This window comes from Erythrobacter litoralis (assembly GCF_029760855.1).
In the GTDB taxonomy this organism is placed as follows: Bacteria; Pseudomonadota; Alphaproteobacteria; order Sphingomonadales; family Sphingomonadaceae; genus Qipengyuania; species Qipengyuania litoralis_A.
On sequence record NZ_SOSI01000002.1, the window covers coordinates 345,230 to 365,024 of the forward strand.

Below are 19,795 nucleotides of genomic sequence, written 5' to 3' on the forward strand. Positions count from 1 at the left end.
ACGAACACATGGCCACTGAAATCAAAGTTCCCACGCTCGGCGAGAGCGTCACCGAAGCGACTATCGGGGAGTTTCTGAAGCAGCCCGGCGATGCCGTGGCGGTGGACGAGCCGATCGTCAGCCTGGAGACTGACAAGGTCGCGGTAGAGGCGCCTTCGCCCGTTGCCGGCGTCATCCAGGAATTCAAGGTGGCAGTCGGTGATACGGTGGAAGTCGGCGCCGTGCTGGCTATCGTCGAGGAAGGCGGCACCGTCGCCGCCACAGGTGAAGAAGCTGGCCGTGCGAAGCAGGAACGTGAGGAAGGGCAGGAAAAGCGCGAAGAGACGTCTGCTCCTTCGTCTTCGCCCTCCCCGTCGAGCCAGCCGAAAGACGGCGCGCAAACCCTCTCGCCTGCCGTTCGCCGTGCGGTTCTGGAGGCTGGGCTCGATCCTTCCACTATCAAGGGCACCGGCAAGGACGGGCGCCTAACCAAGGAAGACGTCGAAGCCGCTGCGAAGGCGAAGAAGGGCGGCGGCGGCACCGTGGCCGATGCCGCACCTGATCAGGCGACAACTGCTTCCTCGCCTGCTGCCTCCGGCGAGCGCCGCGAGGAACGCGTCAAGATGACGCGGATGCGCCAGACCATCGCCAAGAGGCTGAAAGGCGCGCAGGACAACGCGGCACTGCTTACCACCTTCAACGATTGCGACATGAGCGCGGTCATGGAAGCCCGCGAGAAATACAAGGATCTGTTCGCGAAGAAGCACGATATCAAGCTTGGTTTCATGGGCTTCTTCGCGAAGGCCGCGTGCCTTGCGCTGAAGGACGTGCCGGCCGCCAACGCCTATATCGAAGGCGACGAGATCGTCTATCACGACTATGTCGATATCTCGGTGGCGGTGAGTGCGCCGAACGGCCTCGTGGTCCCGGTTATCCGCGATGCGCAGGACAAGGGTTTCGCGCGGATCGAGAAGGACATTGCCGATTTCGGAAAGCGCGCACGCGATGGCACTTTGACGATGGAAGACATGAAGGGCGGCACCTTCACCATCTCCAACGGCGGCGTGTTCGGCAGCCTTATGTCGACCCCGATCATCAATCCGCCACAGAGCGCGGTGCTCGGACTACACCGCATCGAGGACCGCGCGGTCGTGGTTAACGGCGAGATCGTTATCCGTCCGATGATGTACTTGGCGCTCTCCTACGACCACCGTCTGATCGACGGCCGCGAGGCGGTGACGGCACTCAAGATCATCAAGGAAGCGATCGAGGATCCGACCCGAATGCTGATCGACTTGTGATGCCCATGTTTCGACCGACCATATCGCTCCTGTTTGCTGCGACGCTCGCTTTGGCCGGTTGCGGACAGAGCGACGTGAGCATCGGCGAAGGTGCGGAAGAGGGCTCCGGCTCGCTTGCCGCGCAATTGCGGGCCACGTGTGTATCTCAGGTCGAGAACAATGCGACGCTTTCCGCCGCCGCTTCGCAAATTTGCGATTGCGCGACGGAACGCGCGCGCGAAGATTTGAGCGTCGCCGACCTCATGGCAGGCGAAGCGAACGGCCTTCAGGATAGTGTCGCCCAATGCGCAGATCAAGCGCTCGGTCTCGGCGGCGCGACCCCCACTTCAAGCAGGACTGAAACCTGATGAGCAATACCCAGTACGACTACGACGTCCTCGTTATCGGCGCAGGCCCCGGTGGTTATGTCGCCGCCATTCGCGCAGCGCAGCTCGGCCTCAAGACCGCGTGTGCCGAGAGCCGCGAGACGCTGGGAGGCACCTGTCTCAACGTCGGCTGCATTCCCTCCAAGGCGATGCTGCACGCCAGCGAATATTTCGACGCGGCGGCCAACGGCGCGATGGCGGAAATGGGGATCGAGGTTACCCCGAAGCTCAACCTTGAGAAGATGCACGATCAGCGCCGCGATGCGGTGAAGGGCCTGACCGGCGGGATCGAGTTCCTGTTCAAGAAGAACAAGGTCGACTGGAAGAAGGGCCGCGCTACCTTTCAGGATGCGCATACGGTAAAAGTCGGCGAAGAAACAGTGACGGCGAAGAATGTCATCATTGCCACCGGATCGAGCGTCACCCCCCTGCCCAATGTCGAGATCGACAATGAAAAGGGCGTCGTGGTGGACAGCACCGGCGCGCTCGAACTATCTAAAGTGCCGGAAAAGATGGTCGTCATCGGCGGCGGCGTGATCGGACTCGAAATGGGATCGGTCTGGCGGCGTCTTGGCGCGCAGGTCACCGTGGTCGAATATCTCGACAAGCTACTGCCCGGCATGGACGACGACGTCCGGAAGGAAGCAGGCAAGATCTTCAAGAAGCAGGGTATGGAACTGAAGCTTTCGACAAAGGTCACCAGTGTCGAGACGAAGGGCGACAAGGCGACCCTGACGCTCGAACCCGCGGCTGGCGGCGAGGCGGAGACGATGGAGGCCGATTGCGTGCTCGTCTCGATCGGGCGGCGACCGAACACCGACGGTCTCGGCCTCGACAATATCGGGCTGGAACTCAACAAGAAGGGCCAGGTCGAAACCGACCACGACTTCCGCACCAAGGTGGACGGCGTATGGGCCATCGGCGACGTGATTCCCGGCCCCATGCTCGCCCACAAGGCGGAGGACGAAGGCATCGCCTGCGCCGAAAACATCGCCGGACAGACCGGGATCGTGAACCACGCCCTGATCCCAAGCGTCGTCTACACCTGGCCGGAGATTGCCGGGGTCGGCCTCACGACCGAGGAAGCGGTCGAGAAGATGGGTGACAAGGCCAAGGTCAAGGTTGGCAAGTTTCCGATGATGGCCAACAGCCGCGCCAAGACCAATCATGAGCCCGACGGTTTCGTGAAGATCATCGCCGAGGCGGAAAGCGATCGCGTATTGGGCGTCTGGGCGATCGCCAGCGTTGCTGGCACGATGATCGCACAGGCTGCACAAGCGATGGAATTCGGCACGACCAGCGAGGACATCGCCTATACCTGCCATGCCCACCCGACGCATTCCGAAGCGATGAAGGAAGCGGCGATGGCGGTGCAGGGTAAACCGATCCACGTCTGAGATGGGCGCGGCAGGGGCGGCGAGAGCGGCGCTGCCTGTCGCCGCGCTGTTCGCGCTCGCGGTGCCCGTCCTTGTCGGCCTCGCCTGGATGGCGTGGGCGGGTTCGCCGGAAAGCTATCGCATACTGAACGCTGCCGCGCTTGGCTTCGCAAGCATATGGCTCGTGTTTGCGCGTGCACCGAATACCGTTCGCCAATGGCGTATCCTCGCGATAGCTGCACTATTCGCTCTGTGCCTGCCCTTCCTTACCGGTCCTGGCGTCAATGGCGTCGCACGATGGATATCCTTCGGACCGGTCGGTCTCAATAGCGGCGCCATAGCGATCCCGGCCCTTGCCGTTGCAGCGGTGCGGGACCGCGCATGGGGGCCTCACCTGTTGGGCGCGGCCCTCCTCCCGCTCACTGCCCAGCCGGATGCAGCCGCCGGTCTCGCCGTCACCTTCGCCGCCGTCGGCATTCACGACCGCACGAAGGACTGGCGCTACGGGATCGTCTGCATCGCGGGCTTCTTCCTCACTATCTCGATGGCTCTGCGCGGCGAACTGCCGCCACAGACCTTCGTCGAGCGCGTGATCGGCGATGCTATGGGAGAAAGCCTCGTTTGGGCAGTTCTGCTGTTCGGCGCCCTTGCCGCGAGCTTCTTCACTGTCCTCAAAGGACTAAGGGCAGACGCTGCGACATCCTATGCGCTTGCAGGCTGCCTGTTTGGCTTCATCATCATGGCCCTCGTCTCACACAACCCGTTCCCGCTGATCGGTTACGGTGCCGCGCCGATCCTCGGCTTCGGACTGGCTTTGGGCCTTGCGGAAAGCAGCCGGGCCGGATGACCGAAGTCTTCAGAACGATTGCGACGGCGGTGGGTCTGATCGTCTGCCTGATCCTGCTGTGGTTCTATATCCGCAACGGTTTTGGCGGGATGGTCCGGTTGGGCGCGGCGGCGCATGGCGATCCGCGTATCTCTTGGTATCGCCGAAAGGCTGCCGAACAGTGGGTGGTGATGGTCGCCGCGCCGCTCGTCGCCCTGTCTCTCAGTGGCCTGTTGTTCCCCGCGTTCGATCCCGGCGCGCTTGTCGCGCCCTTTGCCTACGAAGTCTTCATGGCGACCGGACTGACCGGCGAGGCGTTCACCTTCTCGCTGGACTGGGGGCCTGTGCTCGGGGTGGCCTCGCTCATCCTTGTACTCGAGCTGATCCCCGTCCTTCGCGGAAAAGGCCGCAGCTTCATGCTCGGGAACGTCGGATCGCTGCTGCCGCGAAACATGCGTGAAGCGCGCTGGACAGCGGTGCTCTCGCTCGGTGCGGGCTTTGGCGAAGAACTGCTGTTCCGGGCCCTGATCCCGCTCGGTCTGGCGGCCCTCGGCGTACCGATCGTGTGGGGGTTTCTCATCTCCTGCGTCCTGTTTGCCGCCTGCCATACCTACCAGGGATGGGTCGGCGTTCTGGCGACGGGCGTGCTCGGACTGGTTCTCGCCGCCGCCTATGCCACGACCTTCAGCCTGTGGACCGCGATCGTGCTGCACATCTTGATCGACCTTATCGGTCTCGTCGTCCGCCCCCTGGTCGGTCTTGGTCTCGAGCGCTCATGGCGCAAGCTTCGCTCGGATTGAGACCTTGCGTGCTTCGCGCCGCTTCGTCATGGGCGGCGGCGCAATGAATACCCGCACCCTCATGCGAAAGCTCGCACGCTGGCATATCTGGCTCGGCTGGCTGATCGGCGTCCCGTTGCTACTGTGGACGCTCAGCGGTTTCGTGATGGTGCTGAAGCCGATAGAAGAGGTACGCGGCAACCACCTGCGCAAGGAGATCGCCGAAACGCCCCTGCCCCGCGATACGCAGATTTCCGTATCCTTGCCGTCAGACGGCACGAAGCCGGTCCGTTCTGTCAGCACCCAAATCGAGCGTGGCGAGCCGGTCACCCGCATCATATATCTGGACGGGACCAGCGAACGCTTCCGCGCCGATGGAAATCCGATGGCACCCCTTTCCGAGATCGAAGCGCGCCTGATCGTAGCCGAAACGATCGTCGGCGGCGATCAGGTGATCGATGCCCGCCGCTTCGATGCCGACGATCCTCCGCGCGATTTTCGCAGACCCGAAGCCGTGTGGCAAGTCGCGCTCGCCGATGGGACGCATGTCTATGTCGGAATCGAGACGGGCGAGATCGAGGCGGTGCGCACGCGGTGGTGGCGTATCTTCGACTTCATGTGGAGCCTCCACATCATGGATCTGCAAGAGCGCGAGGATACGAGCCACCCTACCCTCGTTCTGTTCACCGGGTTGGCTTTGCTCGGAACGCTGATCGGTATGATCCTGCTCTTTCGCCGTCGTCGTTCGGCAGCGAAACAGTCGTGAACGAAGCCGTCCTCACCCCGGTCCTCGACTGGCTCGATCTGGCCGGGGTCGCGATCTTCGCCCTGACCGGTGCGCTGGTCGCCGCAAAGGAACGCCAGACGCTTGTCACGCTCTGCTTTTTCGCCTTGGTGACGGGGGTCGGCGGCGGCACCATCCGCGACCTTCTGATCGAAGCACCCGTGTTCTGGATCGCCGATCCGTGGGTGGCGCCAATCTGTCTCGGCATCGCGCTGTTTTCCTGGTTCACACCAACCCGTTGGGTGGAGGGTCGCTTCCTTTCGATTGCCGACGGTCTCGGCCTTGCCGCCTATGCCGTTCTCGGCACCGCCAAAGCACTCGAATACGGAGTTCCGCCGGTCGCCGCGTTCATGATGGGCGTGGTAACCGGTTGTGCCGGCGGCATCATCCGCGACGTGTTGGCTGGCCGTCCCTCGATCCTCATGCGGCCCGAATTGTATGTGACCGCCGCCGCCCTTTCCGCCAGCCTCACCGTTCTAGGCGACATCGCCGGTATCGAACGCTGGTGGGCGTGGATAGCGGCAACAGCCGCGGGTTTCGGACTGCGCCTCGCCGCCATCCGCTGGAACCTGTCACTTCCCGCCTATGGGGAAGCAAACGGTTCGGATCAGTCCTCGCCGTAATCGTATACCGGACGATCGTCGTCACCGGGCAGCGGACCGCCGGGATAGGCCGGTTGCGGTCCTTCGCTGCGATATTCTGGCGCGCCCTCGTCGTCGATCTGCGCGCGTTCGGCAGCGTAACGATCATCGTCGTATTGCCGATCGTCTTCCGGGCGCGAGGCATAGTAATCCTCTTCCCGCTGACGGTAATAGGTTTCGTCGTCGTCCGAATACCCTTGGGTCGGCTCGCCGCCGGCATAATCAATGGTTTCGATACGACCGTTTTGGCCGATCGTGCATACGAAGTCCTGACCATCGGCCAGCGTTCCGGTTACGACCCAGCCCGTCGCCAAGCGCTGCACCTGATCCACATTCTCGACCCGTCGGTCTCGGCCGATTGCCTCGACGCACATGTCTGCGGCATTGCCCAATCCATCGCCGGAACGATAGGTCTGGCGATACTCACCCTGCTGCGTGGGCCGCGGCGGCGGCGCGGGATAGCGCTCTCGGGTCCGCCGATTGTTCTTGGAAACAGCGCTCGCAATCGCCGCAATGCCGCCGAGAATCAGGACGCCTGCCACTACATCGCCGCCGTCGATCCCGCGATCACGCCTGTAGCGCGGACGGTGCCAGCGGCGGTACTGGTTCTGGACAGTATCGTCCTCGCTCCAGGCAACCACGGCGCTTTCGCTCGCACCGCCGGACTTTACCGGAAGCGATACCGCGGCCGCGGGCGTCGCGATCATTGCCGCTACGGCCGCAAGCGCGGGAAGGCTTCGGAGAGACGCGATATTGGGCATGGGGTGAAATCCTCACAAAAAGTCGACAGAAGGTAAGCGGTTCAGACTGTCGAACGCCTGAACCGCTTCGTCCTCTGTCTCGGATCAGCGCAGACCGCGAACGCTACCGAAATTTACATCGCGAACCCTGCCACGCTCGACGGTGCAGGTGAAAGTGCCGCGATCGCCCCTATTGTAGCCGCGGCGTCCATAACCACGCTGCCCATCGACTTCGATGCGGCCCTTTACGCGCCAGCCATAGCGTGTGTCGTCCACATCGCGAATGTCGGTGACCCGGGCGTAGCGATACCCGCCATAACGTACCGCCTCGCTTCGCGCCGCATTCACGCAGCGTTCGACCGCGCCACGGGGATTTCCGCGAGCGCGATAGGCATTGCGGCGATATTCATTCCCGTCGCGATAATATCGGCCATCGCGGTAATAGCGGTCGCCCCTGTAATAATCGCGGTCGCGCTTGGACGAGCTTGCGATAGCGGCGATGCCGCCGATGATGACCGCGCCGGCAATAATCTCGCCGGCGGAGATTCCGTCGTTGTCTCGGTCGTAGCGCTGCGCGCTTGCCGGGGTGGCTCCGGCCAACGCCATTGCACCCATTGTTGCAGCCGCGATCCCACCCTTCGCGAACTTCGTAATTTTATTTGTCATGTGAGGTCCTCCCTCGTCGGAACCGCGGCGGGATTGCCTCGGCTACGGTCCCGTTATACGCAGATGGCGTGAGACGAGACTGAACTCCGACGACAGGAGTTGTTCATAAATTACGGTCTTTTTATGAATATCAGGGTGTGGCGGCGAGAACGTCCCTCGTGAACGCGGCGATATCGAACCGTGCACCGACAGGATCTTCGCCCCGTCGCACGATCACAATATCACGCCTCGGCACGATAACGACATACTGCCCGCGATTGCCCATCATCGCATAAGTGTCTGCCGGTACTCCTTTCGACTTGTCGAACAGCCAGAACCCCGCACCGTAGCCGAACGGACCATCGGGCTGCGGACCCGAAGGCGTAGCAACATACTCGGCCCAGCCTTCGGGCAGGATGCGTTCGCCCGAAGGAAGTACGCCGTCGTCGAGGTAAAGCTGGCCGAGTTTCGCAAGATCGCGTGCGGTCGACCACACCTGGCTGGACAGGATGTAATCGCCTTGCCAGTCGGTTTCGGCGACGGTCGCATCCATGCCCAGCTTGGCGAACAAGTCAGTGGGTGGATACGCGTCGAACGTTTCGTCGATCGCCATGACGGCCGCGAGCGTATCGTTATTGGCGTAGCGAAAAACCGTACCGGGTGCGAAGACCAATGGCCAATGCAACGCGGTTTCTCTAACGGTGGAGCCGCCGAAATAGAGCGCATCGGTGCGGTTGCCTGGCGTATCCTGATAGCGACCCGAAGCCATTCGCAGGAGATGGTCGATGGTGATTGCGCGGCGCGGATCGATGTCGCTCGCGCCCAGTCCCGCGGATGCTTCGGTATCCGCCGCACCGCGCTGCACCGCTGCTCCGATTATTGTAGACGCGATGCTCTTGGCAACTGACCACGTGCGTTGGGGCAAACCGCTATCGTAGCCGGGCGCAAAGGCCTCGCCCAAAATGCGTCCATCGCGTTGGATGAGAACTGCTGTCGTTCGCGTGCCCTCACCGTATGCGGGGTCGAAACCCGTACGCGCAATTTTCGCGGCAGCGGTATTGGTCTGTGGATCTTGCGGCCGTTGGGTACCCGGAGAAATGACAGTATCGATCAACTGGCGAAACGGCGTTTCGCCTGCCGGAACATTCGCACCAATCGGAAGAAGCGAGCAGCCTTGCCCACTTCCTTTGAAGACCGCGACGCGCGGTTCGACCTCGTCGGCAAATATGACGCTGACGTAATCCAATGCTCTGTCCTGGCCAGTCTCAACCTTGGCCTCCAGCGTTCCGACAATATCGTCGAGCGGCGCTTGAATGCCGAACAACTCCATAGCTTCGACCGAACGAGGAGCGCGCCGCAAACCGGAAGGATCGGCATTGCCAATCGCACTGCACAGGAACAGGGCCTTGTAACCCGCTGCCAGTGCCCGGTCGTAACGATCCTCGATCTCCTCCTGCGACACCGATTGCGCTGCTGCCTGCGGGGCGAGGGGAAGGGCGATGAAAAGCGCGGCGGCGCTGAGGGTTTGGCGGATCATGCGCTGGCTTGTGGCACGACTCCGGTGTCGTGCAAAATAAAAGGGCCGGAAGGTTTCCCCTCCGGCCCTGCGTGTTTGCGAAACGAAGCGCTTATGCGTCTTCGTATTCTTCTTCCTCGTTCATCACCGGACCGGAATCCTGGCCTTTCGCCTCTTCGTCGCGGTCGACGAATTCGATCACGGCCATCTGCGCCGCATCGCTGCCGCGATAGCCGGCCTTGATCACACGGGTATAGCCGCCTTCACGGTCGGAATAGCGTTCGGCCAGAACGTCGAACAGCTTCTTGAGCTGCGTCTCGTCACCAAGCTTGCTCATGGCGAGCCGGCGGTTCGACAGGCCGCCGCGCTTCGCCAGCGTGATCAGCTTCTCGACGTAAGGGCGCAGTTCCTTCGCCTTCGCGGCGGTGGTCATGATCTGCTCGTGCTTGATGAGCGCGGCGCTCATGTTGCGGAACAGGGCCTTGCGGTGGCCGGTCTTGCGCTGAAGCTTGCGACCAGAAATCTTGTGACGCATCGTATTGTCCTTCGTTCGTTATGGGCCCGTACGAGGTAGCCCGTAGCCGGCGGCGGTTCGGGCCCGCCGCCATCGCCCTTTTTAGCCCAGCAGCTCCTGCTCGAGCTTCTTAGCCATTTCCTCAATGTTCTCCGGCGGCCATCCGGGGATGTCCATGCCAAGGCGGAGGCCCATCGAGCTCAGGACTTCCTTGATCTCGTTGAGCGACTTGCGGCCGAAATTCGGCGTGCGAAGCATTTCGGCTTCGGTCTTCTGGACCAGGTCGCCGATATAGATGATATTGTCGTTCTTGAGGCAGTTGGCACTGCGCACCGACAGTTCCAGCTCGTCGACCTTTTTGAGAAGGTAACGATTGAGCTGATTGGTGTCGCTTTCCTGCGGTTCGGCCGCCTGACCGATGGTGCCGCCGGTAGGCTGCGGAATGCCTTCCTCGAAATGGACGAACAGGCTGAGCTGATCTTGGAGAATGCGCGCGGCGTAGGCCACGGCATCTTCCGGCGTAACCGTACCGTCGGTCTCGATCGTCAGGCTGAGCTTATCGTAATCGAGTTCCTGGCCAACACGGGCGTTCTCGACCTTGTAGCTCACCTGACGAACCGGCGAATACAGGCTGTCGACTGGAATTAGACCAATCGGCGCATCGACCGGGCGGTTCATGACGGCGGGGCGATAGCCTTTGCCGATATCCGCGGTCAGTTCCATGTTGAGCGTCGCACCCTCATCGAGGTGGCAGATCACGAGATCTTTGTTCATCACCTCGATATCGCCCGAAACGGCGATGTCGCCCGCCTTCACGGCGCCGGGGCCCGTGGCGGAAAGCTGCAAACGCTTTGCACCTTCGCCTTCCATCTTGAGGGCGATCTGCTTCACGTTGAGGACAATGTCAGTCACATCCTCGCGCACGCCGGCAAGCGAAGAAAATTCGTGCAGCACGTTTTCGATCTTGATCGCGGTGATCGAGGCGCCCTGCAGCGAGGAGAGCAGTACGCGGCGCAGCGCATTGCCGAGCGTAAGGCCGAAGCCCCGCTCGAGCGGTTCGGCGACGAAGGTGGCCTTGCGCTTCTTATCGCCGGCTTCCTTGATGTCGAGAGTATTGGGTTTCTTGAGTTCCTGCCAGTTCTTGGTGTTGACGGACATGGATTTCCCCTGGGGCTTAGGTGCGGGCGGGACCGGAGCGCTTGATCGGCAGCCTCCGGTCCGTGAATGGGTTCGGCGGACCTAAAGGCGGCCCGCCGGACAGAGACGGATCAGACGCGGCGGCGCTTGGACGGGCGCACACCGTTGTGCGGGATCGGCGTGACGTCGCGGATCGAGGTAATGGTGAAGCCGACGGCGGCAAGACCGCGCAGCGCGCTTTCGCGGCCCGAACCCGGACCCTTCACTTCGACTTCGAGCGTGCGGACGCCGTGTTCGGCGGCTTTCTTACCGGCATCGTCGGCCGCGACCTGCGCGGCATAGGGCGTCGACTTGCGGCTGCCCTTAAAGCCCATCATGCCGGCGCTGGACCAGCTGATCGCATTGCCCTGCGCATCGGTGATGGTGATCATGGTGTTGTTGAAGCTGGCGTTGATGTGCGCGACGCCCGAAGAAATATTCTTCTTGTCGCGCCGCCTTACCCGGCCTGGTTCGCGTACCATTGGTCGTATTCCTTATAAACTTAGAAAGAAGGAAAAAGCGTGAAGGGACGAGCCCTCGCTTACTTCTTCTTGCCGGCGATCGGCTTGGCCTTGCCCTTGCGGGTACGGGCGTTGGTATGCGTGCGCTGCCCGCGAACGGGCAGACCGGCACGGTGACGCAGGCCGCGATAGGACCGCAGGTCCATAAGGCGCTTGATGTTCATCGCCGTATCGCGACGAAGGTCACCCTCGACCATGTGATCAGCGTCGATCGTCTCGCGGATACGCAGCACTTCCTCGTCGGAGAGGTCCTGCACGCGGGCACTGTGATCGATGCCGAGCTTGTCGGCGATCTCAACGGCCTTGGTCCGGCCGATACCGTGAATATAGGTAAGCGCGATGATCACGCGCTTGTTGGTGGGGATATTTACCCCGGCAATACGAGCCACTTACTTCTCCATGCTCCACAGGGCCGGATCGCGGATGCGATCACCCCATCTCATCGCTCAAAAACATTCGGCACGCTGACATCGCGCCTGAACGCGAAAAGCCGGGTGGCGTGCAAAAGAGCGACCGCTAACCGGTTAGCAACGATGCCGAATGAAAGGCGCGCTTAATAGGATTCGCGAGGTACGTCAACAACCCATGCGCGCAACATGGCGAGGCCACCATATGGCGCCGCAGGTTCGATGTTCAAGGGGTGCCGTGATGAGCGGAAAATGTCAATCGGGTTGCACATGCGGCTAGAAATTCGCCGTGAAAGCCCCGCCGTCCATCAGCAGGTTCTGGCCAGTAATGTATCCGGCGTGTGTGCTGGCCAAGAATGCGCAGGCCGCGCCAAATTCGTCCGGCGTGCCGAAGCGCCCGGCAGGACCTGAGCTTTCGCGCGCTTTGCGGACCTCGTCCTCTGCCTTGCCGGCTTGCTTCGCGATATTTGCGATGATCGCATCCTGCCGGTCGGTATCGAAATTGCCGGGTAAGAGGTTGTTGATCGTGACGTTGGATCCCGCGACCTGCCGTGCGACGCCGGACAAAAATGCCGTCAGCCCTGCCCGGGCGCCCGATGACAGATCGAGTTTGGGAATGCCCGTCAGCACGCTGGCAGAGGTTATGTTGACGATGCGGCCGAACCCACGTTCCACCATCCCGTCGATCACGCCCTGCACCATCATGATCGGCGTCACCATATTACTGTTCAGCCCGCGGTGAATGTCTTCGTCCGACAAGTCGCGGAAGTCGGCGAGCGGCGGGCCGCCAGCATTGTTCACCAGGATATCGACCGGTTTGACGGACAGCAGTTTCTCGCGTGTCTTCCGCTCAGTGATGTCGCCCAAAATCGCGGTTACCTCGGCGCCGGCTTCCTTGCGTAACACGGCTGCCGCCTGTTCGAGTTTTTCCTCGTCGCGCCCATTGAGGACGATGCTGCATCCTGCGCGCGCAAGGTGCAGTGCGCAGCCATGGCCCAGGCCCGCGCTCGAAGCACAGATGACGGCATGACGTCCTGCAATTCCAAGGTCCATGCGAAGTCCCCTACATCACGCCAAAGTCGAGCATGGCGTCGGCGACCTTGCGGAAACCGGCAATATTTGCGCCGCGCACATAGTCGACCGCACCATCGTCGCTCTCGCCATCGCTCCTGCACTTTTCGTGGATTTCAGCCATCAACTGCGTCAGCATGTCGTCGAGCTTATCGCATTCCCAGCTCATCCGCTGCGAGTTCTGCGTCATCTCGAGTCCCGACACCGCAACACCACCTGCATTCGCCGCCTTGGCCGGCCCGAAGAGAATATCCGACTTGCGAAACCGCTTCGCCGCATCGCGCGTGCTCGGCATGTTCGCACCCTCGACCACCGCCATCACATCATTGTCCAAGAGTGCCTTGGCCGCATCGTCGTCGAGCTCGTTCTGGGTCGCACAAGGGAGCGCGATGTCGCAATCGACGTGCCACGGGGCGTTGCCCTCATGATATTCAGCGCCGTCGAATTCGTCGGCATACTCGGATATGCGCCCACGCCGTTCCAGTTTGAGCTTCATTACCCAATCGAGCTTTTCCGCATCGATCCCGTCAGGATCGTGGACGAAGCCGTCGCTGTCCGACAGCGTTAGAACTTTCGCACCGCAATCGATCAGCTTTTGCGCCGCATAAAGCGCCACGTTGCCGGAGCCGGAGACAACCGCGGTTTTGCCATCCAGTTCTTCATCCGCATTTTTCAGCATCTCGCGCAGGAAGTAGACGACGCCGTAGCCCGTCGCCTCGGTACGCAGGCGCGAGCCACCATATTCGAGCGCCTTGCCCGTCAGCACACCTTCCCAGCGGCCCGTGATGCGCTTGTACTGGCCGAATAGGTAACCGATCTCGCGGCTGCCGACGCCGATATCGCCGGCGGGCACATCCACGCTTGGGCCGATATGGCGGTAAAGTTCAGTCATAAAGCTCTGGCAGAAGCGCATCACTTCGCGATCGCTCTTGCCTTTGGGGTTGAAGTTCGAGCCGCCCTTACCGCCGCCCATTGGCAGGCCAGTAAGCGAGTTCTTGAAAGTCTGTTCGAACGCCAGGAACTTGAGCACGCTTTCGGTAACACTCTCGGAAAAGCGCAAACCCCCTTTGTACGGACCGATGGCGTTGTTGTTCTGCACGCGCCACCCACGTTCGACGTGAATGTTGCCGTCGTCGTCCTCCCAACACACGCGGAACGAAACAACGCGATCGGGCTCGGCGAGGCGGCGGAGAATTTCCGCCTCTTGGTAGTTCTCGTTATCAGCGATGAAAGGCAGGATGTCTTCGGCCACTTCACCTACGGCTTGCGCAAATTCTTCCTGGCCTGGATTGCGTTTGCGCAAGCCTTCGAGAAACGTATCGAGATCGGGCACGTCGGTGTTCGCCAAAATATTCGCTCCGCTGAAAGAGGACCCCACGCGCAGGAATGCGTCGGTTTTTCTTCCTACGCGCAGATGGCGCAATCGTTCACCGAAAGGTCGCTAACCTTCCCCTTCCGCCTCATCCAATCCACCGAGAAGATCCCGCAGACCGGCGAGCTGCTCGCTCATCACGCTGTCGACAGCTTGCGAAATTTCCGCAACCTCGTACCGCATCGGACCTCCGACATTGTATTCCCACAAGATCTTTGTGCCGCCCTCGATCGGCTTGAGGGTTACGGTCAGCACACCCTCGGCTGGCTCACCTTGCAACGGACCGAGTCCCCCGCGCAGGCGGAGCGTTTTGAGAGGATCGGCGAGAACGACGACCGCATGCTGCGCGCTTCCGTCGAGCGAAGATCCGTCCTGCCGATCCTCGCCCGGCATGCGCTCGCAGAAGCAGCCGCCGGCCTGCGGGACGAGGGTCAGGTTCCCCGCATCGGCGGACCAGGTGTGCCGGTCGTTCCACCATCCCGAAGGCTTGGTCAGAGCAAGCCAGACCTGCATGGGCGAAGCAGCGACCGTGGCCGTATCGCGGGTTACGAACCCGTCTTCGGACGTCGCCACAACTTCGGCATGAACCACTACAGGCACCGCCGCCGCCGCCACGAACGCCGACACAAAAAATAAACAGCGCATGATCTTTTCCCCCCTGAATGGGAAGATAGACTATCCAGCGATGAGTTCGAAGAAAAGCGCCCTCAGACGAGAATATCGTCGAGGGCGGCCGTCACATCCTCGATCGAAGCCATGCCATCCACACGATGGACGATGCCGCGCTTCTCGTATCCGGGCAGGATCGGCGCCGTTTCACTGCGATAGACGTCCATGCGGTGCCGTACGGTTTCCTCGTTATCGTCGGGACGCCGCTTGAATTCGGTCGCCCCACAAACATCGCATACGCCCTCTTTCGCGGGAAGCTTGAACGTGTCGTGATAACCCTCGCCACATTCGGCGCAGGTGAAGCGACCGGTGATCCGCTCGACCAGTGCATCCTCGTCGACTTTCAACTCGATCACATGATCGAGCTTGCGACCGTGCTTGGCGAGAATATCGTCCAGCATTTCGGCCTGCGCCGCCGTACGGGGATAGCCGTCGAAGATCGCGCCAGTCGCAGAACCCATCGCCGTCAACTCGGCGTCGATCAATTCAGAGACGATATCGTCGGAAACGAGCTCGCCCTTTTCCATGATCGCCTGCGCCTTGATGCCCACGGGTGTGCGCGCCTTGACCGCGGCGCGCAGCATGTCGCCGGTTGAAAGCTGGCGCATGCCGTGATGCTCGACCAAGCGGTGCGCCTGCGTGCCCTTGCCCGCGCCCGGGGGGCCAAGAAGAATGATGTCCATCGCGCTCGTCCCCTTTTTCGCGCGGCCCTAGCGCATGCGGCCCTTGAGCTTCGCCTTCTTGATCAGGTCGCCATACTGGTGCGCCAGAAGGTGCGACTGGATCTGGCTGATCGTATCGACGGTCACGTTCACGACGATCAGCAGACTGGTCCCGCCGAGGAACAGCGGAACGCCTGTCTGGGCAATCATGTATTCCGGCACCACGCAAACGAATGTCAGGTAGATCGCACCGATCACGGTGATGCGGGTCAGAACATAGTCCAGATACTGTTCGGTCCGCTTGCCCGGACGGATGCCGGGGATGAAACCGCCGTTCTTCTTCAGGTTCTCTGCGGTTTCTTCGGGATTGAACACCACCGCCGTGTAGAAAAAGCAGAAGAAGATAATGCCGACGGCATACAGCGTCATGTAGAGCGGCTGCCCGTGCTGCAGATACTGCAGCGTCGTCTGCAGGCCCCCGCCCAGACTGCTATCGGTGTCGAGTGAGTTGCCTGCGAATTGCGTGATCGTCAGCGGCAGCAGCAGCAACGAGCTAGCAAAGATGGGCGGAATAACGCCCGCAGTGTTAAGCTTGAGCGGAAGATGCGAGCGATCAGCCTGCATCATCCCGCGCTGCGTCGCCCGCTTGGGATACTGGATCAGGAGCCGGCGCTGCGCTCGCTCGAAAAAGCAGATCAGCAAAATCAAACCGACGACCATCAGGATGAAGCCGAGCAGGACGCCCGTGCCGATCGAGCCCTCGCTGTATCCCGCCGTCATATTGGTCACAAAGGTCGGGAACTGGGCGACAATGCCCGCCATGATGATCAGCGACACACCGTTGCCGATCCCGCGACTCGTGATCTGTTCGCCCAGCCACAGAAGGAACATCGTCCCGCCGACGAGGCTGATCACTGCGCCCACACGAAACATGTACCCCGGATCGACGACCGCGGCGATGCCGCTCGACGAACCGAAGCTCTCGAGGCCCGCAGCAAGGAACCAGCCCTGGATGGTGCACAGCAAGACCGTACCGTAACGGGTATACTGGTTGATCTTCTGCCGACCGACCGTGCCCTCTTTCTTGAGGGCTGCGAGGGTGGGGTGAAGCGCCGAGGCCATCTGGACCACGATCGACGCCGTAATGTACGGCATTACGCCAAGCGCGATGAGGCTCATGCGCTCGAGGCTTCCGCCCGTGAACATGTTGAACATGTCGAGCACGCCGCCTCGGGTCTGATCGGCCAGTTGCGCGAGCGCACTGGCATTGATGCCCGGAAGGGGAACGAAACTCAGAAACCGGAAGACGATCAGCGCGCCGATCGTAAACCAGATGCGCTTCTTGAGCTCGGTCGCCTTGGAGAAGTTGGCGAGGCTCAGATTGCTCGCGAGATTGTCGGCGCGTGTAGCCATTGCTTGCGTTTCGGTCCTGGTGTGACGCCGGTCCCTCCCGGCACAGGAAAGCTAGATAGGGGGCGAGGCTCGACTTGTCGAACCCCGCCGCCCTATTTCTAAGGCTTATTCGCCCTTGTCGGTCTTCTCGGCTTTCTTCGGCGCAGTCGTTTCCACGCTACCACCGGCCTTTTCGACCGCTTCGATCGCGCCCTTCGACGCGCCGGCTACGATGAACTTTGCCTTCACGGTCAGTTCGCCCTTACCGAGCAGACGCACGCCGTCCTTGCCGCCGCGCGCGAGACCCGCTGCCTTCAGCGCCTCATGATCGATGTCGGCCTTCGCATCGAGCTTGCCCGCATCGATAAACCTCTGGACCATCCCAAGGTTCACTTCGGCGTAATCCTTCGCGAAGGGGTTGTTGAACCCACGCTTCGGCAGGCGCATGTGAAGCGGCATCTGACCACCTTCGAAGCCCTTGATGGCGACGCCCGAACGACTCTTCTGACCCTTCTGGCCACGACCGCCGGTCTTGCCCTTGCCCGAGCCAATCCCCCGGCCCACACGAATGCGGCCCCTGCGCGCACCGTCGTTGTCACGGATGTCGTTGAGTTTCATAGTCATGTCTTGCACTCGCTTTCGCTTTTGTTCGCGCTGAAAAGAAGAAGGCGGCCCGCTAGCTTAGCAGGCCGCCCGATGTCAAATAAAGTGTCGATCAATCCTCGACGACGGTCACGAGATGCGGGATCTTCGCGATCGCGCCACGAACTTCCGGCGTATCCTGGCGCTCGACGACCTTGTGCATCTTGTCGAGGCCGAGACCGACGAGAATCTTGCGCTGATCCTTCGGACGTCGGATCGGCGATCCGGTCTGCTTGATCTTGATGGTGCTGTTCTTGGCCATCTGTCTTACTCCACAATCGCGGCAGCGTCGGCTTCCGCCTCGGCTTCGCTCGCGCCGCCACGGCCCAGAAGATCGGCGACCTTCTTGCCCCGGCGCTGCGCCACTGATTTCGGCGACGTTTGGTCGGTCAGCGCATCGAAGGTGGCGCGGATCATGTTGTAGGGGTTCGAAGTGCCGACCGACTTGGTCACCACATCGGATACGCCCAAGCTTTCGAACACGGCACGCATCGGACCGCCGGCGATGATGCCGGTACCCGGAGGTGCCGTACGAACGGTGACCTTGCCTGCGCCGAAGCGACCATTGCCGTCATGGTGCAGAGTACGTCCTTCCTTGAGCGGAACGCGAACCATGTGCTTGCGCGCGGCGGCACTCGCCTTGCTGATCGCTTCCGGCACTTCGCGGGCCTTGCCCTTGCCGAAGCCGACCCGGCCCGAACCGTCGCCGACAACCACGAGAGCCGCGAAGCCGAAGCGCTTACCGCCCTTCACCGTCTTCGAGACGCGGTTGATGTGGACCAGCTTTTCGATGATGCCATCATCTTCTTCCTCACGGCGTCCACCGCGACGGTTGTCACGTCCGCCACGGCCACGACCGCCACGATCGTTGCCGCCACGATTGTCGCGGCCGCTGCCGCCGCCGCGACCGCCGCGTTGACGCGGCTGCCCTTCGGCACCCTGGGCTGCACTCTGGTTGTCGGCAGCTTCGGACGGAGTATCGGCAATCGCCGGCTTCTCGTTCGTCACGCCGTGATCGGTTTCCGCCTCGGCGACGCCGGACGATGCCTTGGCGGCGGCAACTTCGGGAGTTTCGGGAACGCCGGGCGCCTGCTCGGGCGTACCTTCGGTTTCGGGGGTCTTGTTTTCGTCAGCCATCATCAGAACTCCAGCCCGCCTTCGCGGGCGGCGTCGGCCAGCGCTTTCACGCGGCCGTGAAACAGGAAGCCGCCGCGGTCGAACACCACGGTGGTCACGCCAGCTTTTTTCGCCGCCTCGGCAATTTCGCTGCCAACCTTTTTTGCGGCATCGACATTCGCACCGGACTTGTCGGCTCCGAGCGTCGAAGCGGAAGCTAGCGTCTTACCCTGCGCATCATCGATGACCTGCGCATAGATATGCTTGCCGGTGCGGTGCACGGACAGGCGCGGCTTGCCGGCGGCGCGGTTGCGAAGCGCCGTGCGCACGCGGCGGCGGCGACGTTCGAAAAGAGAAAGCTTTGCCATCTTACTTCTTCTTCCCTTCCTTGCGGAAGATGTACTCGCCGCGATACTTGATACCCTTGCCCTTATAGGGTTCGGGCTTGCGCCAGCGGCGGACGTTGGCGGCGAACTGGCCGACCGCCTGCTTGTCGATCCCGCTGATCTCGACCGTGGTCTGATCCGGCGTCTTCACCTCGATGCCTTCCGGCACGTCGAGATCGACATCGTGCGAATAACCGAGCTGAAGCTTGAGTTTCTTGCCTTGCGCCTGCGCACGATAGCCGACACCTGAAATCTCGAGAACCTTGGTGTAGCCTTCCGTCACACCTTCGACGAGATTGGAAACCAGCGTGCGTTGCATACCCCAGTGGCTGCGTGCTGCCTTGGTGTCGTTCGCAGGGTTCACGGCGATCGATCCATCTTCCACCTTGTAGTCGACAAGGTCGGACATACCCATGGTGAGAGTCCCCTTGGGGCCTTTCACGCTCAGCGTATCGCCTTCGATGTTAGCGGTCACCCCGTTGGGGATCGCGACCGGACGTTTACCGATACGGCTCATCAGAACACCTCCGCCAGCACTTCGCCGCCGACGTTCTCGCTGCGGGCTTCCGCGTCGGAAAGCACGCCGCGCGGCGTCGAAACGATGGTGATGCCGAGGCCGTTGCGGACCGTCGGCAGCTCTTTCGAACCGGCATAAATCCGGCGGCCGGGCTTCGAGACGCGCGCGACATGCTTTATCGCCGGCTCGCCTTCGAAATACTTCAGTTCGATCCGCAATTGCGGATGCTTGCCCGAAGCATCGTCGCTGTAGCCACGGATGTAGCCTTCGCGCTGGAGCACTTCGAGGACGTTCGCACGCAGCTTACTGGCGGGCGAAAGGACGCTGTCCTTCTTCGCCTGCTGGCCGTTGCGGATACGGGTGAGCATGTCACCCAAAGGATCGGTCATAGCCATCTA

General features: G+C 61.7%; 25 protein-coding genes. 7 read left to right on the forward strand and 18 right to left on the reverse strand.

Annotation, left to right across the window (positions count from 1 at the left end):
• Positions 1 to 8 precede the first annotated feature (8 nt).
• The 7 genes from odhB to E3U23_RS04555 are packed head-to-tail and all read left to right on the forward strand — an operon-like array spanning position 9 to position 6,033.
• Positions 9 to 1,280 carry a 2-oxoglutarate dehydrogenase complex dihydrolipoyllysine-residue succinyltransferase gene (gene odhB, locus E3U23_RS04525; protein WP_279350010.1) on the forward strand — a complete coding sequence of 424 codons (1,272 nt, stop codon included), beginning with the start codon at positions 9 to 11 and terminating at the stop codon, positions 1,278 to 1,280.
• Entirely contained in the window at positions 1,280 to 1,627 is a 348-nt protein-coding gene (locus tag E3U23_RS04530) for a hypothetical protein (RefSeq protein ID WP_279350011.1), read from the forward strand. Before odhB ends, E3U23_RS04530 begins: the two co-directional genes overlap by 1 nt.
• Positions 1,627 to 3,042 carry a dihydrolipoyl dehydrogenase gene (lpdA, locus tag E3U23_RS04535; RefSeq protein ID WP_279350012.1) on the forward strand — a complete coding sequence of 472 codons (1,416 nt, stop codon included), beginning with the start codon at positions 1,627 to 1,629 and terminating at the stop codon, positions 3,040 to 3,042. The genes E3U23_RS04530 and lpdA overlap by 1 nt, the downstream gene beginning before the upstream one ends.
• A gap of 1 nt (position 3,043) precedes the next feature.
• Positions 3,044 to 3,868: a hypothetical protein gene (locus tag E3U23_RS04540; RefSeq protein ID WP_279350013.1), complete on the forward strand. Its 825-nt coding sequence runs from the start codon at positions 3,044 to 3,046 to the stop codon at positions 3,866 to 3,868.
• Positions 3,865 to 4,647: a CPBP family intramembrane glutamic endopeptidase gene (locus E3U23_RS04545; RefSeq protein ID WP_279350014.1), complete on the forward strand. Its 783-nt coding sequence runs from the start codon at positions 3,865 to 3,867 to the stop codon at positions 4,645 to 4,647. The genes E3U23_RS04540 and E3U23_RS04545 overlap by 4 nt, the downstream gene beginning before the upstream one ends.
• A 43-nt stretch (positions 4,648 to 4,690) precedes the next feature.
• Positions 4,691 to 5,392 carry a PepSY domain-containing protein gene (locus E3U23_RS04550; RefSeq protein WP_279350015.1) on the forward strand — a complete coding sequence of 234 codons (702 nt, stop codon included), beginning with the start codon at positions 4,691 to 4,693 and terminating at the stop codon, positions 5,390 to 5,392.
• Positions 5,389 to 6,033: a trimeric intracellular cation channel family protein gene (locus E3U23_RS04555; RefSeq protein ID WP_279350016.1), complete on the forward strand. Its 645-nt coding sequence runs from the start codon at positions 5,389 to 5,391 to the stop codon at positions 6,031 to 6,033. The genes E3U23_RS04550 and E3U23_RS04555 overlap by 4 nt, the downstream gene beginning before the upstream one ends.
• On the opposite strand, the gene E3U23_RS04560 is transcribed toward E3U23_RS04555, so the two are convergent.
• From E3U23_RS04560 to rpsH, 18 genes are all read right to left on the reverse strand, one after another.
• Entirely contained in the window at positions 6,018 to 6,758 is a 741-nt protein-coding gene (locus E3U23_RS04560) for a hypothetical protein (protein WP_279350017.1), read from the reverse strand. The genes E3U23_RS04555 and E3U23_RS04560 overlap by 16 nt on opposite strands.
• A 138-nt stretch (positions 6,759 to 6,896) precedes the next feature.
• Positions 6,897 to 7,457 (reverse strand): hypothetical protein, encoded by a 561-nt coding sequence (locus E3U23_RS04565; RefSeq protein ID WP_279350018.1) that lies wholly within the window; start codon positions 7,455 to 7,457, stop codon positions 6,897 to 6,899.
• A gap of 130 nt (positions 7,458 to 7,587) precedes the next feature.
• Complete coding sequence (locus E3U23_RS04570; protein WP_279350019.1) at positions 7,588 to 8,973, reverse strand: serine hydrolase domain-containing protein; 1,386 nt, start codon at positions 8,971 to 8,973, stop codon at positions 7,588 to 7,590.
• Between the two features lie 91 nt (positions 8,974 to 9,064).
• Positions 9,065 to 9,487: a 50S ribosomal protein L17 gene (gene rplQ / locus E3U23_RS04575; protein WP_279350020.1), complete on the reverse strand. Its 423-nt coding sequence runs from the start codon at positions 9,485 to 9,487 to the stop codon at positions 9,065 to 9,067.
• 81 nt (positions 9,488 to 9,568) lie between these two features.
• Entirely contained in the window at positions 9,569 to 10,624 is a 1,056-nt protein-coding gene (locus E3U23_RS04580) for a DNA-directed RNA polymerase subunit alpha (protein WP_279350021.1), read from the reverse strand.
• A gap of 110 nt (positions 10,625 to 10,734) precedes the next feature.
• A complete protein-coding gene (rpsK, locus tag E3U23_RS04585; protein ID WP_279350022.1) occupies positions 10,735 to 11,124 on the reverse strand; it encodes a 30S ribosomal protein S11 in 390 nt (129 codons plus the stop codon).
• A 59-nt stretch (positions 11,125 to 11,183) separates the two neighbouring features.
• Positions 11,184 to 11,552: a 30S ribosomal protein S13 gene (rpsM, locus tag E3U23_RS04590; protein ID WP_279350023.1), complete on the reverse strand. Its 369-nt coding sequence runs from the start codon at positions 11,550 to 11,552 to the stop codon at positions 11,184 to 11,186.
• Between the two features lie 294 nt (positions 11,553 to 11,846).
• Positions 11,847 to 12,623, reverse strand: a complete 777-nt coding sequence (locus E3U23_RS04595; RefSeq protein ID WP_279350024.1) for an SDR family oxidoreductase — start codon at positions 12,621 to 12,623, stop codon at positions 11,847 to 11,849.
• Positions 12,624 to 12,633: 10 nt separating this feature from the next.
• Positions 12,634 to 13,989 (reverse strand): NADP-specific glutamate dehydrogenase, encoded by a 1,356-nt coding sequence (gdhA, locus tag E3U23_RS04600; protein WP_279350025.1) that lies wholly within the window; start codon positions 13,987 to 13,989, stop codon positions 12,634 to 12,636.
• A gap of 93 nt (positions 13,990 to 14,082) precedes the next feature.
• A complete protein-coding gene (locus E3U23_RS04605; RefSeq protein WP_279350026.1) occupies positions 14,083 to 14,658 on the reverse strand; it encodes an SRPBCC family protein in 576 nt (191 codons plus the stop codon).
• Between the two features lie 62 nt (positions 14,659 to 14,720).
• On the reverse strand, positions 14,721 to 15,365 hold the full coding sequence (locus E3U23_RS04610; protein ID WP_279350027.1) for an adenylate kinase: 645 nt from the start codon (positions 15,363 to 15,365) through the stop codon (positions 14,721 to 14,723).
• 27 nt (positions 15,366 to 15,392) lie between these two features.
• Positions 15,393 to 16,757 (reverse strand): preprotein translocase subunit SecY, encoded by a 1,365-nt coding sequence (secY, locus tag E3U23_RS04615; protein WP_279350028.1) that lies wholly within the window; start codon positions 16,755 to 16,757, stop codon positions 15,393 to 15,395.
• 105 nt (positions 16,758 to 16,862) lie between these two features.
• Positions 16,863 to 17,354 (reverse strand): 50S ribosomal protein L15, encoded by a 492-nt coding sequence (rplO, locus tag E3U23_RS04620; protein WP_279350252.1) that lies wholly within the window; start codon positions 17,352 to 17,354, stop codon positions 16,863 to 16,865.
• A gap of 97 nt (positions 17,355 to 17,451) precedes the next feature.
• Entirely contained in the window at positions 17,452 to 17,640 is a 189-nt protein-coding gene (gene rpmD, locus E3U23_RS04625; protein WP_279350029.1) for a 50S ribosomal protein L30, read from the reverse strand.
• Positions 17,641 to 17,645: 5 nt separating this feature from the next.
• Positions 17,646 to 18,518: a 30S ribosomal protein S5 gene (gene rpsE, locus E3U23_RS04630; protein ID WP_279350030.1), complete on the reverse strand. Its 873-nt coding sequence runs from the start codon at positions 18,516 to 18,518 to the stop codon at positions 17,646 to 17,648.
• Positions 18,518 to 18,862, reverse strand: coding sequence for a 50S ribosomal protein L18 (rplR, locus tag E3U23_RS04635; RefSeq protein WP_279350031.1), 345 nt, complete (start codon positions 18,860 to 18,862; stop codon positions 18,518 to 18,520). Before rplR ends, rpsE begins: the two co-directional genes overlap by 1 nt.
• 1 nt (position 18,863) lies before the next feature.
• Positions 18,864 to 19,397, reverse strand: coding sequence for a 50S ribosomal protein L6 (gene rplF, locus E3U23_RS04640; RefSeq protein WP_279350032.1), 534 nt, complete (start codon positions 19,395 to 19,397; stop codon positions 18,864 to 18,866).
• Positions 19,397 to 19,792: a 30S ribosomal protein S8 gene (rpsH, locus tag E3U23_RS04645; protein ID WP_279350033.1), complete on the reverse strand. Its 396-nt coding sequence runs from the start codon at positions 19,790 to 19,792 to the stop codon at positions 19,397 to 19,399. The genes rplF and rpsH overlap by 1 nt, the downstream gene beginning before the upstream one ends.
• Positions 19,793 to 19,795: the final 3 nt, after the last annotated feature.

Excerpts from the sequence above, each read along its gene's own strand:
- rplF (WP_279350032.1), bottom strand. The coding sequence starts at position 19,397 with ATGAGCCGTATCGGTAAACGTCCGGTCGCGATCCCCAACGGGGTGACC.
- odhB (WP_279350010.1), top strand. The coding sequence starts at position 9 with ATGGCCACTGAAATCAAAGTTCCCACGCTCGGCGAGAGCGTCACCGAA.
- E3U23_RS04580 (WP_279350021.1), bottom strand. The coding sequence starts at position 10,624 with ATGTCCGTCAACACCAAGAACTGGCAGGAACTCAAGAAACCCAATACT.
- E3U23_RS04540 (WP_279350013.1), top strand. The coding sequence starts at position 3,044 with ATGGGCGCGGCAGGGGCGGCGAGAGCGGCGCTGCCTGTCGCCGCGCTG.
- E3U23_RS04565 (WP_279350018.1), bottom strand. The coding sequence starts at position 7,457 with ATGACAAATAAAATTACGAAGTTCGCGAAGGGTGGGATCGCGGCTGCA.
- E3U23_RS04570 (WP_279350019.1), bottom strand. The coding sequence starts at position 8,973 with ATGATCCGCCAAACCCTCAGCGCCGCCGCGCTTTTCATCGCCCTTCCC.
- E3U23_RS04545 (WP_279350014.1), top strand. The coding sequence starts at position 3,865 with ATGACCGAAGTCTTCAGAACGATTGCGACGGCGGTGGGTCTGATCGTC.
- rpmD (WP_279350029.1), bottom strand. The coding sequence starts at position 17,640 with ATGGCCAAGAACAGCACCATCAAGATCAAGCAGACCGGATCGCCGATC.
- E3U23_RS04605 (WP_279350026.1), bottom strand. The coding sequence starts at position 14,658 with ATGCGCTGTTTATTTTTTGTGTCGGCGTTCGTGGCGGCGGCGGCGGTG.
- lpdA (WP_279350012.1), top strand. The coding sequence starts at position 1,627 with ATGAGCAATACCCAGTACGACTACGACGTCCTCGTTATCGGCGCAGGC.
- rplQ (WP_279350020.1), bottom strand. The coding sequence starts at position 9,487 with ATGCGTCACAAGATTTCTGGTCGCAAGCTTCAGCGCAAGACCGGCCAC.
- E3U23_RS04530 (WP_279350011.1), top strand. The coding sequence starts at position 1,280 with ATGCCCATGTTTCGACCGACCATATCGCTCCTGTTTGCTGCGACGCTC.
- E3U23_RS04560 (WP_279350017.1), bottom strand. The coding sequence starts at position 6,758 with ATGATCGCGACGCCCGCGGCCGCGGTATCGCTTCCGGTAAAGTCCGGC.
- rplR (WP_279350031.1), bottom strand. The coding sequence starts at position 18,862 with ATGGCAAAGCTTTCTCTTTTCGAACGTCGCCGCCGCCGCGTGCGCACG.
- E3U23_RS04610 (WP_279350027.1), bottom strand. The coding sequence starts at position 15,365 with ATGGACATCATTCTTCTTGGCCCCCCGGGCGCGGGCAAGGGCACGCAG.
- rplO (WP_279350252.1), bottom strand. The coding sequence starts at position 17,354 with ATGAAACTCAACGACATCCGTGACAACGACGGTGCGCGCAGGGGCCGC.
- secY (WP_279350028.1), bottom strand. The coding sequence starts at position 16,757 with ATGGCTACACGCGCCGACAATCTCGCGAGCAATCTGAGCCTCGCCAAC.
- rpsH (WP_279350033.1), bottom strand. The coding sequence starts at position 19,792 with ATGGCTATGACCGATCCTTTGGGTGACATGCTCACCCGTATCCGCAAC.
- rpsE (WP_279350030.1), bottom strand. The coding sequence starts at position 18,518 with ATGATGGCTGACGAAAACAAGACCCCCGAAACCGAAGGTACGCCCGAG.
- E3U23_RS04595 (WP_279350024.1), bottom strand. The coding sequence starts at position 12,623 with ATGGACCTTGGAATTGCAGGACGTCATGCCGTCATCTGTGCTTCGAGC.
- rpsK (WP_279350022.1), bottom strand. The coding sequence starts at position 11,124 with ATGGTACGCGAACCAGGCCGGGTAAGGCGGCGCGACAAGAAGAATATT.
- E3U23_RS04550 (WP_279350015.1), top strand. The coding sequence starts at position 4,691 with ATGAATACCCGCACCCTCATGCGAAAGCTCGCACGCTGGCATATCTGG.